Source organism: Rapidithrix thailandica, from assembly GCF_039710355.1.
In the GTDB taxonomy this organism is placed as follows: Bacteria; Bacteroidota; Bacteroidia; order Cytophagales; family Flammeovirgaceae; genus Rapidithrix; species Rapidithrix thailandica.
Genome location: NZ_JBDKWZ010000025.1, coordinates 17834 through 36657, shown reverse-complemented (window position 1 = coordinate 36657; position 18824 = coordinate 17834). Strand labels below are relative to the sequence as shown.

General features: G+C 44.7%; 3 protein-coding genes. All 3 read right to left on the bottom strand.

From position 1 onward, the window contains the following. Window positions 1-12: 12 nt before the first annotated feature. The 3 genes from AAG747_RS27345 to AAG747_RS27335 all read right to left on the bottom strand — a co-directional run bounded on the left by AAG747_RS27345 (window position 13) and on the right by AAG747_RS27335 (window position 18805). Entirely contained in the window at window positions 13-7599 is a 7587-nt protein-coding gene (locus tag AAG747_RS27345) for an amino acid adenylation domain-containing protein (protein WP_346824443.1), read from the bottom strand. A gap of 37 nt (window positions 7600-7636) precedes the next feature. After that, window positions 7637-10924 carry a condensation domain-containing protein gene (locus tag AAG747_RS27340; protein WP_346824442.1) on the bottom strand — a complete coding sequence of 1096 codons (3288 nt, stop codon included), beginning with the start codon at window positions 10922-10924 and terminating at the stop codon, window positions 7637-7639. Window positions 10925-10996: 72 nt separating this feature from the next. Further along, window positions 10997-18805 (bottom strand): amino acid adenylation domain-containing protein, encoded by a 7809-nt coding sequence (locus AAG747_RS27335; protein WP_346824441.1) that lies wholly within the window; start codon window positions 18803-18805, stop codon window positions 10997-10999. Window positions 18806-18824: the final 19 nt, after the last annotated feature.

Here is an 18824-nt window from a genome sequence, read left to right as displayed (position 1 = left end):
GGCGAATAGGGTTTAGGATTCTGTTTTTAACCTGTTGAGTCGGTTTCTTTTGCCGGATTTACGGAAGTCTTTCCGAAGGTTTTCTATCCTGTCGAGTTGTTCTCCGATGGTTTGATGGGTTTTGTTTAGAAAAGCAATGAGCATCTGTCCGAATATTTCCCTGAGATGTTGAATATCTTTAGCCGCGTAGCAGTCGGGGTGATATACAAAGCGTATTTTGAGGCAATCCGGCTCCGGCAATACATGAATGGTAAAGTCGAAACTATTTGGCTCATATGCTTTTAGGTCCATTAAGCTCCAGGGTGCCGTTTCCGTTTGTTTTCCTATGGGGTAATTCCGGAAAACAAGGATATGGTTGAAGAGCTGTCCCTTAGGATGGAGGGTTTGTAAGTCGGCAAGTTGGGTATAATGGTAAGGCAAGCCCTCTATGGCCTGTTTCCGTAGCGTTTGAATTAATTGAAGTAGCGTTTCTTCCTGTTGAAAACGAACCCGGACAGGCAAAGTGTTAATAAAGAGTCCGACCATCCGCTCGACTCCTTTCAGTTCGGGAGGGCGCCCTGAAACCACCGTGCCGAACACGACATCCTCCCGCGCATTTACTTGGGCGAGATAGATTCCCCATAGTGCTTGAATGACTTCGTTGAGGGTAAGTTTTTGGGCTTGAATCAAGTTGCTTAACAGATGGTAGTCTGCTCCTTTTAAGATGAATTCTTCGTAGAGCAAATTGCGCGAAGCTTTGTATAATTCCGGAGCCGTACGGTTTATGCCAAGGGTCGTATCTGAGTGATACCCTTGGAGCAATTGCCGCCAATAGTGTTTGCCTTGTTCCTGTGGATAATCTTCAAGCCAACGGATATAGGATTCGTAAGGCGCTGATGGCGCTAATTGTGGTTGGACTCCTGCCCGAAGTGCCGTATAAACCGTTTGAAAATCATTGAGAATAATGGGTATGCACCAACCGTCCATGAGGATATGGTGATAACTAAGGACAAACTCAAACTCCTCGTCAGCCAAACGGAACAGTTGGAAACGGAGGGGTACTTCTTCAGTGAGCTGAAAGCCCTTTTGCCGGTCATCTGTTGCGTATTGTTCCAGAAGTTGGTTTTGTGCATTTGTGGAAAGGGAACGAAGATCCTCAAAAAGATACATGATCTGCTCATCGGCCAGCACCACCTGAACGGGTTGGGGAGCCAAGTCATCCCGGAAGAGGCTACGCATAACCGCATGCTTGCGGGTGAGGACTTGTAAGGCTTCTTTGAAGGTTTCCGCAGAAATGTTTCCCCGGAGCCTGTACCGCATTTGTTCGAAATAGGAACCGGTATCCGGGTAGCGCAGTTGATGGAAGAAAAAGCTGAGTTGTAATGGGCTGAGTGCATAGATTGCTTCTACTTTGTACTGTTGCTGCAAGGCTAACATGGCGGGCAAAGAGAGGCCTTTTGCACTTACATCGCTGGGAGTCAGCGAGGCTTTTCCTACAGTGTTTACAGCCTCTTTCAGTTGGTCTATAGAATTTTCCCAATGGCGGATCAATGCTTGAATGCTTGCCGGTGTATATTGTGCGGGATTGTATTTGATACTGATGACGATTTGTTGGTCTATCAGGGAAGCCGTGAATTCCAGGGCAAAAAGCCGTTCTTGTTTGTTGGCGCGTTCCGTGCCTCGGGCTTCGGTAGAGAACTGGATGTCTTTGACTTCTTCTGTACCGGACTGGAACTGTCCCAGGTAGTTAAAACACATGTCCGGTTCTTCCGGCAAAGCGGCTTGGGTCAGGTATTTTCCTATACCGTAATAACTGCCGTTACGACTGTATTTCCGAATCGCTTCTTTGGTTTCCATCAGATAGGTGAGCAGTTCTTTTTTATCAAGTGATGGTAAGATTACAGGGTATAATGTTGTAAACCAGCCAACTGTATGACTCAGGTCGAGGTGCTTGATACTATCCCGGCCATGGCTTTCTATCATTATACCCACTTGAGTATTGCCAACGTTTTGCTGTATGGAGCAGTTAAGTGCAGCAAGCAACAGGTCCTGTAAGTTGGCTCCTATCTTACGGACAGTTTGTTGTGCTTCTCGAATATTTCCGGCTGAAAGCTTACGGTGTATTTGTTCTGTTTCCGCTGCCAGATTGTGGACAATTGTTTTTTTTCCCGGAAGGGATTTTAAACAAGAGGCCTGGGTTTGCCAAATGGATAGTTTGTCTTGCAATAGTTGACCCTGACTGACTGCTTGTAAGGTATCAGACCAACGCTTATAACTATGGGTCCTCACAGGGGAGGGTAAGGGGGTACTATTGCCAATTGCTTTATAGATTTCCATGAAGTCTTCCAGAAGGATTCTCCAGGAAACACCATCGATGATGAGATGATGGGCTATAAGTAATAAACGGTCCTGGTCTTTCAACCGGAATAATACAGCTTGGAAAAGAGGGCCTTTTTCCAGTGAAAGATTACCTTGATGTTCACTGGATTTTTGGTCGATAAAGTGTTTATAATGCTCGAACGGATGATCCTGAAGCTGATATTTTTCAAGGGGAATGATTTGTTGAGGCAAAACAACCTGTTGCCAATTTCCCTCCTGAAAACGAAACACTGCCCGCAACATATCATGGGCAACACTTAGCCACTGTAGGGTTTGTTGTACGTTTTCCGGGTGAAAACCTGAGGCATTTGTCAATACCACAGACTGATTATAATAGTGGTTATCGATCTGTATTTCTTCAAAAAAGTAATGTTGAATAGGGCTGAGCGGTACATTTCCGGTAATGGCTTTTTCCTCGGTTAGCGTGTGGTTTTTAGAAAGTTGTGCAGCCATCTCTTTAAGAGAAGGATAACGCATGACAAGAGGCACGGTAAGATGATAGTCATATTTTTTGAGCTGAGAAACCAACTGGATGGCCTTGATCGAATCCCCACCCAATGCAAAGAAGTCATCGTTTCGTCCCGGTTGTGAAACATTTAATAGTTGACTCCAGACCGTTGCCAGCATTGTTTCTTCGGAAGTTTGAGGAGGTACATAACTTTGTACTTTGCTGGTGTCGCTTTGAAATAATCCGGCTGTTTCCATTTGCTGACTTAGTATCTTTTGCCGGTAGGTGCTGAGTTGCTTCTCTTCCTGGGGTTGAAGTATTGCTAATTCATCTATGGGAGTTTCAGGCTGACGGAGCATTGCTTGTAAAAGCAAAAGAAAGTGATTTTTCAATTGTTCAATGGTGGCCTCTTCGTAAAGATCCGTATTGTACTCCATGCGCAACAAAAGGCCCTGTTCTGTTTCTACAAAAAACCAAGTTAGGTCAAACTTGCTGCTTTCATTGGTATAGACCAGCGGTTTTACCGGAATATTTTTAACAGTGGTTTCTAATTGGATATCCGTGGTATTTTGCAAGACGAGCATTATATCAAAGAGCGGACTGCGACTGACATCTCTTTTGAGCCGGAGGTCTTCTACAAGCTGGTCGAAGGGGTAAAGTTGGTTTTCAAAGGCGTTTTTATCTTGTTCTTTGGTAACCTTTAAAAGGCTATTAAAAGAATCCTGAAGGCTAAAGGTAGTACGGATGGCCAGAGTATTGACATAAAAGCCAATCTGCTTTTCTAAACCCAGACCCTCGCGGCCTGCTACCGGAATGCCAAGGATCGTGTCCGGTATTTTTGTATACAAAGCCATCAAGGCATTCAGGGTAGTATGAAGCCCCATAAAAAGGGTGGCGTTTTTTGCCTGGCAGTTCTGTCTCAATAAATTGAGGACTTCCCGGCCAAGTTGAAAATCTTTTTTAGCTCCATCATAAGTTTTCACCTCGGGCCTTGGTTTTTGGATACCGAGATCACTGCGGTACCAGGCCTTTCTGAATTGTTCTTGCCAATAAAGACCTTGTTTCTGTAATTGCCCTTGTTTGACCTGTTCCTGAAACCAGACCGCATAATCCGTATACTGAAAAGGCAAAGGGTCAAGTGTGATTTTTTTCTCTGTTGCAATCTCTTGATAACATAGGGTCAGTTCTGTAAAGAACACCTTCATAGACCAGCCATCGCTGATGATATGATGCATCACATAACCCAGTAGATAGGCTCCTTCTTTCCACTTGATTAACATGATTCTCAATAAGGGAGGAGTAGTTAAATCAAAAGGCCGTTTGGCAGCTTGTTGCATATGTGCTGCCAATTGAGTTTCCGAAAGTTGATGTTGGCTCAGCTCTTCGTAGGTAAAGTAACCGTTGAGGTCTTCCGGTTTTACAACTTGCTGAATGGCATCTTCATCTCCTTTTTGATGAAAAACCGTTCGCAGAATATCATGCCGCTTGATGAGTTGGCTAAGTGCCCGGTACATGATTTCAGGGTCTATAGGTTGATACAGGAGATAGGCATTGGAAATATTATACGTAGTGGAATTTTCTTCCATTTGTTGCAATACCCAGAGCCTCTTTTGAGCGGGAGAAAGCGGATACTCCTTTTGTTTAGGGGCAACAGGTAGCTGAGGAGCTTGACTTTCTTGGAGGTCGGAGATATTTCCGGCCAACTCTTCCAGTACGGGATGCGCAAAAATATCGCTGAGTTTGAGCTTTTTTCCTAATTGTTCATTGATTCGGGATACTACTTGGGTAGCCTTTAAGCTATGCCCGCCAATTTCAAAGAAATTATCGTTCCGGCTGATTCTGTTAATTCCCAACACTTGGCTCCAAATTTCTGCCAGTTGTTGTTCTATAGAAGTTTGAGGCGCCAGGTAAAGACTTTCTTCTTGCGCCACATTGGTTGGTTCGGGTAATTTTTGTAGATCCGCCTTGCCATTGGATGTTAACGGAATTTCTTTTATGGGGACAAAATAAGAAGGCACCATATAAGCGGGCACCATTTCCTGAATATGCCTTCTCAGCTCTTTGGGGGATAAGGCAGAAGAACTGGTATAGTAAGCAACCAGGTACGCTTCTCCCCATTCGTCTTTGCGCGTGGTGACCACCGTATGGGCCACCTGCGGGTGTTTCAATAGATTGGTTTCCAGCTCTCCCAACTCAATACGGTGTCCCCTGATTTTTACTTGCTTGTCAATTCTTCCGAGATATTCCAACTCGCCGTTTCCAAGCAAGCGGGCCAGGTCACCCGAACGATACAGTTTTTGCCCCGGTAATTGAGGCAGGTCTACAAAGCGTTCTTTGGTCAATTCCGGCCGGTTGAGGTATCCGTAACTTACTCCTTCCCCGTAGACATACAGTTCTCCGGCCACACCACGGGGTACCAGGTTTTGGCGCTGATCCAATAGGATACAACCCAGTGTGGGAATAGGATGGCCAATACTGTTGATGTTGTTTTCGATTTCGTAGGCAGTGATTTCCTTATAGGTTACATGGACCGTAGTTTCAGTAATACCATACATATTAATCAAGAGGGCGTCCGGGTATTTTTGGTACCATGTCTTCAATTTTACAGGCGCCAAAGCCTCTCCTCCAAAGATGATTTTGCGTAGGCTAGCTAATTGATCTTTTCCGGCATCGATTTCTATAAGCCGGTAGAAGGCAGAAGGCGTTTGGTTCAGAATACTAACCCTTTGCTCGTTGAGAAGGCCCCAAAACAACTCCGTATCCTTGGCGACCATTACAGGTACTACCACCAACTTGCCTCCGAAAAGCAAGGCACCATACATTTCCCAAACGGAGAAGTCAAAACAATAGGAATGGAACAAGGTCCAGACATCTTGTTGGGTAAAATCAAACAGGTTGGCTTCGTTAAAAAAGAGCCGTACCACATTCCGGTGACAGACTTTTACTCCCTTGGGTTTTCCGGTGGTACCGGAGGTATAAATGACATAAGCCAAAGATTCCGGATCAACGACTACGGTAGGAGCTGTTGTGGAGATATGGGTTGCTTTCTTCTGAAAGTCTGCTAACAGCCAATCGTTTACTTTTATGCTACTTTTTGAATCTTCCAAAATGAACCGGATCCGTTCTTCCGGATAGTTTGGATCTACCGGAATATAACAGGCTCCGGCTTTAAGAATTCCCAATAGAACCCCCATCATCTCCGCAGAACGATCCAGTATCACCGCCACCCTGTCTCCGGGCTTGACGGCTTTCTCATCTTTTAAATAATTGGCAAAGCGATTAGCATATTGATGTAATTGTTGATAGGTATATGTAGTGTTTTTACATACTAATGCGATGTTGTCGGGATATTCCTGTACTTTTTGATCAAACAGGTGATGAATCGTAGCCGTTTGGGGAAATGCAACTTTGGTATGGTTTAATTGGCTGACGAGTGCCTGCCTCTCCGGGCCGGGTAGTATGGGTAGTTGGGATAAGGCATCGTCCGGATGGTCCGGGATTGCTTTTAATAAATACTGCAAGTTTTCACAAAACTGCTCAATGCTTGTTCGCCTATAGTAGAGTTTGTTATAGGTCAGGTAAACGGCAATCCGCCCGTCTTCTTTTTGGATAAGTAAATTATGATCGTATTTACCAAGTCCGAGGTTGGTTTCTATATATTGCCATTTTGTAGTATTAATTGTTTGTGTATCAGGTGCTTCATCATAGTGAAAAAGAATATCAAAAAAAGCGGTTCGGCTCATATCCTTTGCAGGATTGAGTAAGGTACTCAATTGCTCAAAAGGCATATCCTGATGCTGTAGGGCTTCGTGGAGTGCCTTGGCTGTTTTTTGGGCAAAAGAGGCAAACGTTTCCCGGGAGTCTATGATGTTTCGAATGACCAATAAGTTATCTACAGGGCCAACAGCATCACAAAGGTGGGAACGATGGTTTTGTCCCAGGGTACCGGTCACAATTTCATCTAAACCCGAATAGCGGTGAAGCAAGGTTTGATAAGCTGTGTAGAACAGTTCTTTGGTGCTAACGTTTAGTGTATGTGCCAACCTCTTTAAGCGTTGGTAATCCTCCGGTGGTATTGTAAACGCCACAGTTTCTCCTTGGTAAATATGCACATGTTCCCTTATGCGATCCATAGGGATTTCCAAAGCTTGTACAGGAGGTTTGAGGCGGTGTTTCCAATAAAGCAAATGGCCTTCTTGCACTTCATCCGGCATTTCTTTTTGCCATAGGGCATAGTCAATATAGTGTAATTCCAGTTCCGGAAGTTGAGGGGAGGTTCCCTCTAGCCCGGCTTGATATAGTTGAAGCAATTCCTTATAGAGGATTTTTAACGATTCCCGGTCCGATACCATATGATGGAACGTCCACACGAGATAATGTTTATGATCATTGAGTGTATAAAGTGTTATACGATGCAGGTTCTCGCTTTCCAGTGTAAAGGGTTCATTCACCTGTTGCCGGAGGGTTTTCATCCGCTCCTCCTCTGAGAGGTCCATACACAAGGTTTGTTCTTCCACCGGAATGGATAAGGTATTATGAATCTGTAGTTGGGGTGGTTGATCTTCTTGAGCGCTAAGCGTACAGCGTAAGATCTCATGCCTCTGTATCAATGTGTTAAGGGATTGGCATAGGGAAGATTTCGAAAGTGGCCCTTCAATCGCAACGATCAACGGTAAATTATGATACACCGGTTCGCCTTCATAAAGGTTATTCTTCTCAAAGGTATTAATGAACCAAAAACGTTCTTGTACATAAGAGAGGGGAGTTTGTTCCGGGAGCGTATTCATGGTCATAGGTTCGTTCGCTTATGTAAAAATTATTGGATTTAGATTAAAGGGAAACGTTGGCTTTGCGACTTTTTAGTTTGGGCATTTCCACTCTTTCTTGAAGCAATTCATTCAAAGATTGTGTACCGGCCTCTTTCATTTTTTTGAGAAGGCTGATGTATCGGTTGACAAACCGTTGAATGGTACCCGGGCCGAACAGGTCTGTATTGTACTCGATAAAAGGCCGGTCTTCAGTTTGCAAATCGTCATATACATATAAGGTTAAATCAAATTTGCTGGTTTGGTGGTTGTTTTGCCCGTTCGTAATTTCAATGCCTGAAGCAGCAAGCGGTATTTCGCTTGAGGTGCTGCTAAGCATATTCATGGCTACATCAAAAATAGGCGTTCGATGACGTTCGCGTTGTTGGCTGTAGTGGTTGACCAGTTCTTGAAAGGGATACATTTGGTGTTTGAATCCATTTTGAAGGTTTTGATGTACCAACTGTATGAAATTCTCAAGAGCTTGTGCCGTGTCAACCTTTGTTTTGATCGCCAGTGTGTTTACAAATACACCCAGTTGATCTTCCAGGCCCGGTTGGTTCCGGGTAGCAATGGGTAATCCGATAATAATTTCCTCATCGGCCGAATACTTGAATAAGAGCAAATAGAAAGCACTCATCAAATAAGCGAAACTACTGACGTTCAATCCGGAGGCTTCCTGATGAATACTTTCCGTTAATTCCGTAGGTAAAGCAAATTCATAACGCTGCCCTTTCATTGTTCGCGACTCCGGTCGAGTGTGGTCGGTGTGCAGGTTTAATTTGGGCAGACATGCGCCAAGGTGCTTGGTCCAATAGTTTTTTAAATCCTCAAGCACTTTGCCTTGTAATTGCTTGCGTTCCCATACTGCATAATCTTTGAATTGATAGGGCAGAGGTTGTACTTCATCACTTTTGAGATTGCTTACGAAAGACCGGTACATCGTGAACAGCTCTTTTGCCATCAACATGGCTGACCAGCTGTCCCCTATGATATGGTGAATATTGATAGCAAGTACAAAATGCTCCGGGGCCGTTTGCAGTAGGGTGATTTGTAATTGTCCGGGCTGATTCAACTCAAACACCGTAGTAGTACAGTCAGATACATGCCTGGCAATAGTTTGCTCTTGAGTGGGGTCATTTTGTAAGTCAATAAAAACGATGTTGTTGACTATAGCACTGGCCTCGTGTATTTCCTGATAAATCTCACCATTTTCTTCCTGGAAGGAAGTGCGTAGTATTTCAAAGCGCTTGATTAATTGAGTAAAGGCTTCCAGCAAAAAAGCAGGTTGCAACAAGCCTTTGATCTGATAGACATTGGGCATATTATACGCCTGATTCGATTCAGGAGTCTGGCATGCCATATAGATTTGTTGTTGTGCAAAAGATACCGGGTAGCGAGGGGCCGGAGGGGCCGGGCTTATACCGGGCGCAACAGGTTCAGTTTTCGCCTTTTGTATGTCCAGATAGGCGGCAAAATCACGCAGCACAGGGGTTTTGAAGAGTTGTTGTATGCCTGCAATTCCCAGGTTCAGGTTCATGTTTCGGGTAATAAGCGCACCCATTTGAATGGCCTTCAGACTATTGCCTCCGATTTGCAGAAAGCTGTCGTCCGGGCTGATCTTTTCAATCTTAAAAAACGCTTGCCAGATAGAGGTCAATTCTTTTTCCGTTTGTGTCAACGCTTTACCGGAGTGGCTAATATTTGTTGAGTTGCTTGCCAAGGGGTCCGGAAGTTGATCGATGGCCAGTTTTCCATGTGGGTTTAAGGGAAAAGCATTTAGTTGTACAAAGAAATCAGGGACTTCGTATCGATTCAGTTTTTGTTGCGCATATTGTCTTATTTCTTCTTTCGTTACCCCTTCTTTTCCGACAAAGTAGCCGACTAAATAGGGGTCTTTATTCGCGTCTTGCCGGAGCATACAATAAACCTCAGATACGGCATCATGTGATAGTATAGAAGCAGAAATTCCTGATAAGTTGATACGTATTCCCCTTCGTTTTACTTGTCTGTCTTTTCTACCCAACAGCTTGACCGAGCCATCCGGTAGATAGCTGGCTGTGTCACCTGTTTTATAGAGTATATCGGATGCATTTCCGGTCAGAGGGTTTGTAACAAAAATCTCTTCAGTCGCCTTGGGGTCATGAAAGTACCCCTTACTGAGAAAAGGCGTTTTGATATATACTTCGCCCGGTTCGTTCACTCCGCATATTTCAAGGTGTTCGTTGAGTAGCAGAAGGGCTGTGTTGCCAATGGGTTTTCCTATACTCACAGGCTCTTCCGGCCGGATGTCTTCTTTCAGGTTTATTCTGTGGAAAGATTTGAGTATGGTACTTTCCGTTGTGCCATAAAGATTGATAAGGGTGGCCTGACTCCCTTCCAGCTTTTGCCAGCGAAACAGGTCTTTCCCGAAGAGGACTTCCCCTGCCAACAGGATTTGGCGAAGGGAAGGCAAACTGTGTTTTTTCTCATTCGCACTTTCTATTTCTTGCATGAGCGCACGGAATACCGAAGGAACAGTGGCCAGCGTGCTAATTTGTTTTTCTTGTAACCATTGGTGCAAATGCTTAATATTAGCCATCGTATCTTCTGAGGGAATACAAAGCGTTCCTCCGGTAACCAAAGGGGGCAACATATCCTTGAGAGAGGCATCGAAGGTCGGGGCAGCCAACTGGCTTACCCTGCTTTTTTCGGAATAGTTGAGTTCCGTGACCTGCCAATCGATAAAGTGACTGAGACTAATGAGCTTTCCTTCTACGATTTTAGGCTGGCCGGTAGAGCCTGAAGTAAAATAGAGATAACAACTGTCTTGGGGATCAGCTGGAGGAAAACGAAGGGGCGTTGTTATTTCCTTGGGCTGGCATTTTTTATATGCCGTTTCGCACCACTGATATATTTCCGGGGAATGTACGCCCACATCTGTCAATAACAAATGGTTTACCGGTTGGCGGTTGGATTGTATTACCTCGTTAAAGAAAGGCAGTTGAGCCGGGTTAGTGATCACTAATTCGGGCTTCACTTCATCGTATATGCGATTCCAAGAAGTTTGTCCCAAATGCGGACTCACGGGGAGGAATACCTTGCCAGTTTTGAGACTTGCCAACAGCGAAGCGACTAACGCAAAACCTCTAGGCAATAATACCATAACAACACCTCCCTTCCTTGGGTACTTACGCAAAATATGAGTGCTTAGGCGATTGACTGCTTCGGAAAGTTGTTGGTACGTATATGAGCCGGAAGCTTCTTCAACCGCGGTCTGTGGGCCAAATTGCTTGCAACTATACTCGATACGTTGATGAATGATTTTTTTCATGTATATATTTTTTCGTAGTGTTGTTTGACTCTTTAGGTACTTGAAGGTTGAATCATCTGACTTTCTCTACTTTCAAAAAGTATCGTCCATTGCTTGAGTGGCCTGCTGTATGATTCCTTGAAGCTCTTTAGGCTGATAATTAGCTTTCAACGTTCTGAGAGTAATTTGAGGAGTCTGAAGAATATGCCTGAGAATATCCTTTAACCGTTCCGTCATTTCCTCTACAAATTGCCGGCTATAAAGTTCTCGCTTGTATTCCGCGCGAATAATGAGCTGGTTTGCCTCTTCTCGAAAGACAAGGTTGAGGTCATATTTTGCATAAAACGCACCTGCCTGATAATCTTCAACGCGCAAGCCTGTCTGTTCTAAAAGGTAAGTATCTTTTTCCTGGTCGGTAACATCGAGGTTGTGAAAGTTTACGGCAATATTGTTTAGTTGAGATAAATCGGTTTGATGGGTTTCTTGTAGATAATGATGAAGCAAGGCCACCGGGTAGGCCTGATAGTGATAGGCTTGGGAAATCATGCGGTTTATCTGGGCCAGCGTTTCATGTAAAGTATTGTTTGCTTGTAAATGAGCTCTCAGTAATACATGATCCGCAAAGCACCCGATTACCTTACTCAAACTTGCATGAGCACGGCCGGCAAAGGGGCTGGGGAGGGTAATATCAGTTTGCCCGGTATAGGAATATATAAGAAGGTTGATGGCCCCATACACCAGGCTGAACATACTGGTTTGCATCGCTAGCGCTTTTGCTCTGAGTTTCTTATACAAGGCTTCATCCGTTTCAACAGTGACCCAGCCGGAACCCGAAGCACCAAGTGGGTTCTCTGTTTTATCGCTGATTTTCACAAACTGAGGTTCCATTTTAAATTGATTTTCCCAATAGGTTTTATGAACTTGATAAAGTCCTTGGGCGATTTGTTCTTTTTGCCACAGGGCATAGTCGGTGTATTGGATAGGCCGTTCCGGTTTATCCATACTGCCATTTTTCAGATTGACATAATTTTGGAGAAGGTGCTCTCGTAGCACCTGAAGGCTCCAGCCATCGGCAATGGCATGGTGTAGAAAATAAATCATTACATATTCCTCTTCGGCTATTTGAATTAAAACCAACCGGAAGAGAGGGCCTTTTTCCAGGTCAAGAGGCTGCTTAAGAAATTCGTTAGTAGCGGTTTCCGTAAGGCGCTCATGCATGTCTTTCCGGTCACTTACATTCGCATATGTATAGGCTTCTGAAGGGTCGATGTTTTTGAGCGGGAATTGCATGATTTCACCGGCTTCATTTGTCCGGAAAACCGTTTTTAAGGCATGATGCTGTTCAAACAATTCCAAAAATGCTTTTTTGAAAAGTGCATGGTCCAGTTTTCCACGCAAGCGTATCCCTCCGTTGATGGAGTATTCTTTGCCCTTTTTTTGTAAGATGTCGGCAAGGACAATTCCCGTTTGCTCCAGGCTCAATGGATAATGTTCCTGTGCCGGGTAGGATGGGATTTCGATGTGAGATGATTTTTCTGTTGTTTCAATCAACTTTGCCTGTTCGCGGATATTGCTGTACAGAAGCTGTACAAGTGGAATTTCCACATTCAATTTTTTTCGGATTTCTGCTGCGAGGCGGGTTGCTTTGAGACTATGGCCGCCAAGTTCGGCAAACCTGCGGGTTACGCTGATGGGTTTGTCCCCTAGTAAATCCTTCCATAGTTGAAGTACTTGTTCTTCTGTTTCAGTAGCAGGAGCAACCAGGTTTTGTGCCGGAGTTCGTTTGGGTAAAGGTAATTGCTTCCGGTCTACTTTGCCGTTAGAAGTGAGTGGTAGCGCATTTAAAACAATAAAACAATCGGGGATCATATAATCAGGTAAAAATTGATGTAAGTGTTTGCGAAGGCTTTCTTCAGTGGGTGGGTTTTGAGGGCTAACCAGAAAAGCGCAGAGAAACTTATCCCCCATCGCATCGATTTTAACATCAACTATCTGTTTTTCTATTTCGGGTACCTGGCTTAAGTAAAACTCAATTTCCGCAAGTTCAATGCGGTGGCCCCGGATTTTGACCTGGTGGTCTATTCTTCCTATAAATGCAATACCACCCTGTTCCTGCCAGCGACCCAAGTCACCGGAGCGGTACAGTTTCTCTCCGGGTATGAAAGGGTGAGGTACAAATTTATCACGTGTCTTGGCCAAATCATTTAAGTACCCCAAGCTGAGCCCGTCACCTCCGATACATATTTCACCGATTGCCCCCTGAGGAAGAAGTTGTTGATTCGTATCAAGTATATAGGCGGTCGTATTGCTGAGTGGTCCGCCAATAGGGATTGTCAATCCATCCGAAGGGAGCGAATCGATCGCATGAGCGGTGGTATAGACGGTGGTTTCAGTCGGTCCGTACATATGATGCATTATCCCGCTTCCCAGATAGTCCAATGCTCTTTGTACATGGTCAACCGAAACCAATTCTCCTCCAAAGAGTAATTTCCGTAAGGACTTAAAAGTGCTGAGGTCCGTATCGACAATGACATTGAAAAGGGCTGTGGTAATAAAGAGAAGGCTTACCTGATGAGTTTCTATTTTTGCTTTGAGCCGCTCCACGGAAGCAACTTCTTCTTCCGTGATCATCACCAAATGGGCCCCATTGAGAAGGGTGCCGAAGAGGTCCCAGACGGCCCCGTCAAAGGCGAAACTGGACCATTGCAGCAGTGTGTCCTCCGGTTGAATATTGACAAAATTGGTGTTTTTTATCAGGGGAACTACATTTCGATGAGCCACTGCGACTCCTTTAGGGGTTCCGGTGGAACCTGAAGTGTAGATAATGTAGGCTGTAGATGCTGGTGTCGATACAGGTGTGGGGTTTGTTATATTATAATGCGTTTGGCTTTTTCGGAATTGTGCATAGGTAGCATCGTCCAGTACCATTTGACAATCGCAGTCTTGTAGTATTAACTTTTTGCGGTCTTCAGGATAGTCAATGGCAATAGGCACATAAGCTGCCCCACACTTGATCACCGCCAGGGCAGCAATGACCATATCCGCACTGCGCTTCATCTGGATGCAGACCTTATGGTTGGGTTTTATATGATGGCTTTGAAGAAAATGAGCCAGTTGGTTAATTTCTGCATTGAGCTCCGAATAACGCAAAGTTCTTTGATGGTCAGAAATGGCTATCCGGTCAGCTGATTTAACCACTTGCTTTTCAAATAAAGCCACAAGGGATGTTTTCGGAAATTCCGTTTCGACAGCATTGAAGTCAATCAGTTGTTGACGAATTTCTTGCCCGTTGAGCATGTTCAAGTGCCGGATAGGAACCTGAGGGTTTTGCAGTATACTTTCTATCAAAACCTCATAATTTGCGAGCATTCGCTTGATAAAGTTTTCCGGATAGATATCTGTGTTGTAAACCAAGGAGAGTGAAAGCCCTTCCGGTTGGTCGGTGAATATAAACGACATATCCATTTGGCTCGTCCGGTTTTCATGATCCTCCAGGGTTGCGATTTCCAATCCTGATGCCGAAGTGAAGTGATTGAGGTTTCCGCTAAGGCCTAGCTGCTCTTGATTTTGATACACCACCATTATATCGAAAAGAGGGGAACGGGCGGGGTCGTATTCCACCCATGGGAAGTCTAGCATCTTTGCCAGTGGAAACCCTTGATGACTCATTGCATCAAGGATCACCTGATGTTCCGCTTTCAATTGTTCTTCAAAACTTAGTTCTTCTGTTAAGCGGTTTCTCAAAGGCAATGTATTCAGATAGGGCCCGATCTGGTTTTCCATGTCAGGGTGCTCTCTTCCTCCCATTACGGTGCCGAGGATGCTGTCCTGTTGGTGGGTGTAACGGTAGAGGAGGGTTCGTATACTGGTGAGCAATGCTGTAAAAAGCGTAGTATTATGTAAGAGACAAAGACTGTTTAATGCTGTCACCACCTTGGAAGGAATGCTCAAGTGTTTTGAATCCCCGTGAAAGGTTTTCTCTTGAGGCCTGCGATGGTCTATAGGAATATCCAGTACGGGTAGAGGGGCTGCCAATTGCTGCTTCCAATATTGCTCGGCTTCTTCCAAAGTCTGTTGCTCATGCCAAGCCAGGAAATCTTGAAACTGAAAGGGCAAAGGGGTGTGATCGGGGTTTTTCCCTTGGAGTAATTGCGTATAAGTATCCATTAGGTCCCGTACCATGATGTGGAGGGACCAACCATCTGCCACAATATGATGTAAACAGTAAAGTAGGTAATGGTGTTTCTCACTTACCGATACCAATGTGAACCGTAACGGAAGGTCATTTGCCAGGTCAAAGGGTTGAGTGGCAATTTGATGAAGATAGTGAGTGATTTCTGCGGAAGAATTCATGGTAAGTTCCGAAAGCTTAAAATGAGTACTTTCACTATCCAGAGTTCTTCTTACCGGTTCGCCATATTTATTTTTCTCAAAAACAGACCGGAATAATTCATGTTTGTCGATTAAGTATCGAAAACTTCCTTGTAGCGCTTCTTTGTCTAGCGGACCTTTCAATTCCAGTCCGCCCGGGATGTGGTAAGCTTCCCCTCCTTCTTTGCATAATACATAGATACGTTCCTGAAAGGCGCTTAGCCGGTAGTGAGTTTGCTTTGGAACTCTGGGAATGACCTCTTCCTGAGAGGTAACAGCCTTAGCAAGGAAGGCAGCCTGCTCGGCTATGGTGTTGTACTTAAAAACAAACCGGATACCTTGTTGAAAGCCCATATGCCTTTTCAGTAGTGAAGCCAACCGGGCTGCATGCAAACTGTTCCCTCCTTGCTCAAAAAAATTATGGGTAATGCCAATAGCCACTTGTTGTCCCAATACCTCTTGCCAGAGTTGATGAATTTTCTTTTCCAAATCATTGCGGGGAGGGATGCACTCTTCAAGAGCAGAAGGGGTTTCCGTTTGGTCTTCCTTCCAGGTGAGAGCCGCCCGGTCCGTTTTTCCGTTTGGAGTCAAAGGGAATGTATCTATAAACTGGAAGACACCGGGTGTCATGTAAGAGGGGAGAAACTTCCAGATAAATTGCTTGAATTCATTTATTTCTGGTTTTGGGGATGCCTTGATCCAAGCGATCAGTTGTGGGCCTTTTTTCCGGGACTGTTTAAGCATTACAATGGCTTTTTCCACTTGTTTGTGCCTTTCCAGTACCTGCTCTATTTCTCCGAGTTCAATCCGGAATCCCCTGAGCTTTATTTGATGATCTTTTCTACCTACATAATGAAGTAGACCTGAGGTATCCCATCGACCAATGTCTCCGGTCATGTACATTTTCTCACCCGGATAAAACGGATCGGGCAAGTAACGTTGAGCCGTTAATCCGGGTTGATTGCAATACCCCGTTGTAAGCCCGGAACCGGCAATAAAAATTTCTCCATTGACCCCAGCCGGCACTAAAGCTTTCTGTTCGTCAAGTATATATATCCGGGTATTTGCGATGGGTTTGCCTATGGGTATATTGTTTTCTTGTTCCGAAAAGCGATAGCAGGTACTGTACGTAGTGGTTTCTGAAGGGCCGTACAGGTTACGTACTTCTATGTGTTTGTAGTCCAACAACTCTTTGAACTGAGTGGGCACCGGCTCGCCGGCCATGTTAAGTGTACTGACGTGTTCCCAAGGAAAATCCGGTTCTTTGAGCAGGTGTTGTACCACGGAAGGCACGGTGTTGATCAGTACCTTTTTATCCTTGGCAATAGCGTCTTGAATATGGAGCCCGGATGGAAGCATCCGGATTGTTTTTCCACTTGCTAAAGTATAGAAAAATTCAAAGATGCTGAGGTCAAAACAATGAGACGTACTGGCATAGAGTATTTCGAAAGAACTGCTCTCAAATTCCTCTAAAGCCCATTGTACAAATGCCGAAACGTTTTTATGAGAAAGCATTACTCCCTTAGGTTTTCCGGTAGAGCCTGACGTGTAAATGACATAGGCCAAATCATCGACCCGGGTTTCCGGTGGGAGAAGCCGGGATACTTTGTGCCGGTTTTCCCGGAAATGTTGTAACCACTCGTCAGTGACGAGAAGGTCACAGTCACTATCTTCAAGGATGTAGCGGGTTCTTTCTTCCGGATAGGCCAGGTCCAGGGGTAAGTAAGCCGCCCCACTGTGCCATACGGCAAATAGCGATACCGGAAGCATTTCGGTACGGGACACTTGAACAGCGACCGTCTTGCCATGGCCAATACCGTGCTGTTGGCGAAGGTAGGTGGAGAGTATTTCTGCTTCCTGCCAAAATTCCCGGTAAGTAAGTTGTCGTTGCTCGCTGATAAGGGCGGTTTTTTCCGATGATTTCGTGACCGTTTCACGGATGAGCGTAACCAGTGATTGGTTCAGGTTATACGGCCGGTAGGTGGAATTGAAATCATACAGTAATTGCTTGATTTCATGATCCGGAAGGTAGACAATCTCCGTAAGCTTTGTAGCGGGTTGCCGGATTCCCTTTTCAAGAAAAGTATGAAGGTGTTCACCAAATTGCTTAATAAATTTCTTATCATATATATCCGTTGCAAATTCAATAGTCAGGTCCAAACGTTCATGTGCATGAAAAGAAAAGGTCAGGTCAAATTGTGCCGTGGTACGCAAGTCGTCTTTCAATACCTCGTATTGTAAGGTTTGTGAGTAGTCTTCCTCTGAGGGTTCATACTCATTGTAAATGACCATGATATCAAAGAGAGCGGAACGGCTAGGGTTGGGTTTATAGGGAAGAGCTTCTACGATCCGGGCAAAGGGTACTTCCTGATGGCTAAGTGCTTCTTGAAGGATTGTATTTTGTCGTCTGGTTAGAGCTTCAAAGTTGTCTTCTTCCTCTATATGAGAACGTAGAGGCAGAGTATTCAAAAATAGTCCGATGAGCTGTTGCCATGCCTCATTTTCGCGGCCACCTACTACTGTACCCAGGAGGATATCTTTGTTGCCCGTATAGCGGTAGATCAGGGAGTTGAGAGCCGCCAAAAGCACTGGAAACGGAGTGATGCCCTGACCTTGGGCCCAAGACTTGAGAGAACGCCAAAGGTTTGTACTTAAGGTCCATTGTATTTTGCTACCCTGATACGTTTTTAAGGGTGGTCTTTTTACTTCCGGTTTGAGGTCAATGACCGGTAAGTCTCCGCTTAGTTTATCTTTCCAGTAGGCCAATGCATTTTCATAGGATCTGCTACGCTCACATTTCTTTTGCCATACGGCAAAATCTGTATATTGATAGTGAAGTTCCGGAAGTTTGGGCTTTTCCCGGTGTTGTAGAAATTGATAAGTCAGAAGTAGTTCTTTTTTGAAAATATCTATAGAAAGACCATCGGTGATCAGGTGATGAAAGGTGATTAAAAGTACTGATTCTTGACGATCCAATTGGAGAAGGGTACCTCTAAAAAGCGGGGCTTTATCCAAGTGGAAGGGCCGCATACTTTCCTTCTGGATAATTTCTTTTAACCTGTCTTGCCGGAGAGCTCCCAAATTTTCTACACTCAGGTGAATGTTAATATCTTCGATTTTTTGCCTGGGCTCTCCCGATGCAAGTTCCGGAAAGGAAGTACGAAGTATTTCATGGCGTTCGACCATATGCTGTAAAGCCTCTTCCAGTATATGGGAGTGAATTTTCCTATGCAACCGCAAGACAATGGGCATATGATATGCTTGGGATCCGGCCATATCTTGACTCAAGGCCCAAATACCCTCCTGGGCTACAGAAAGGGGATAATCCTGCTGTTTGCTTGCTTTAGGAATCGTATCCTTTGGGCTTTCAGCGGAAAGAATGGATAGTAAACCCGCTTTATGTTTTCGAACCTCTTGGATAAGCTCAGGGGAAATCACTCCCTTGGTCGCTTGTACTTTTAAATTGTCTCCAACCACTTGCAGGCGTACTCCTGCATTTTTTAGTTTTTTTACCAATTGTAGTATTTCCATGACGCTGTTTGTCTTACGT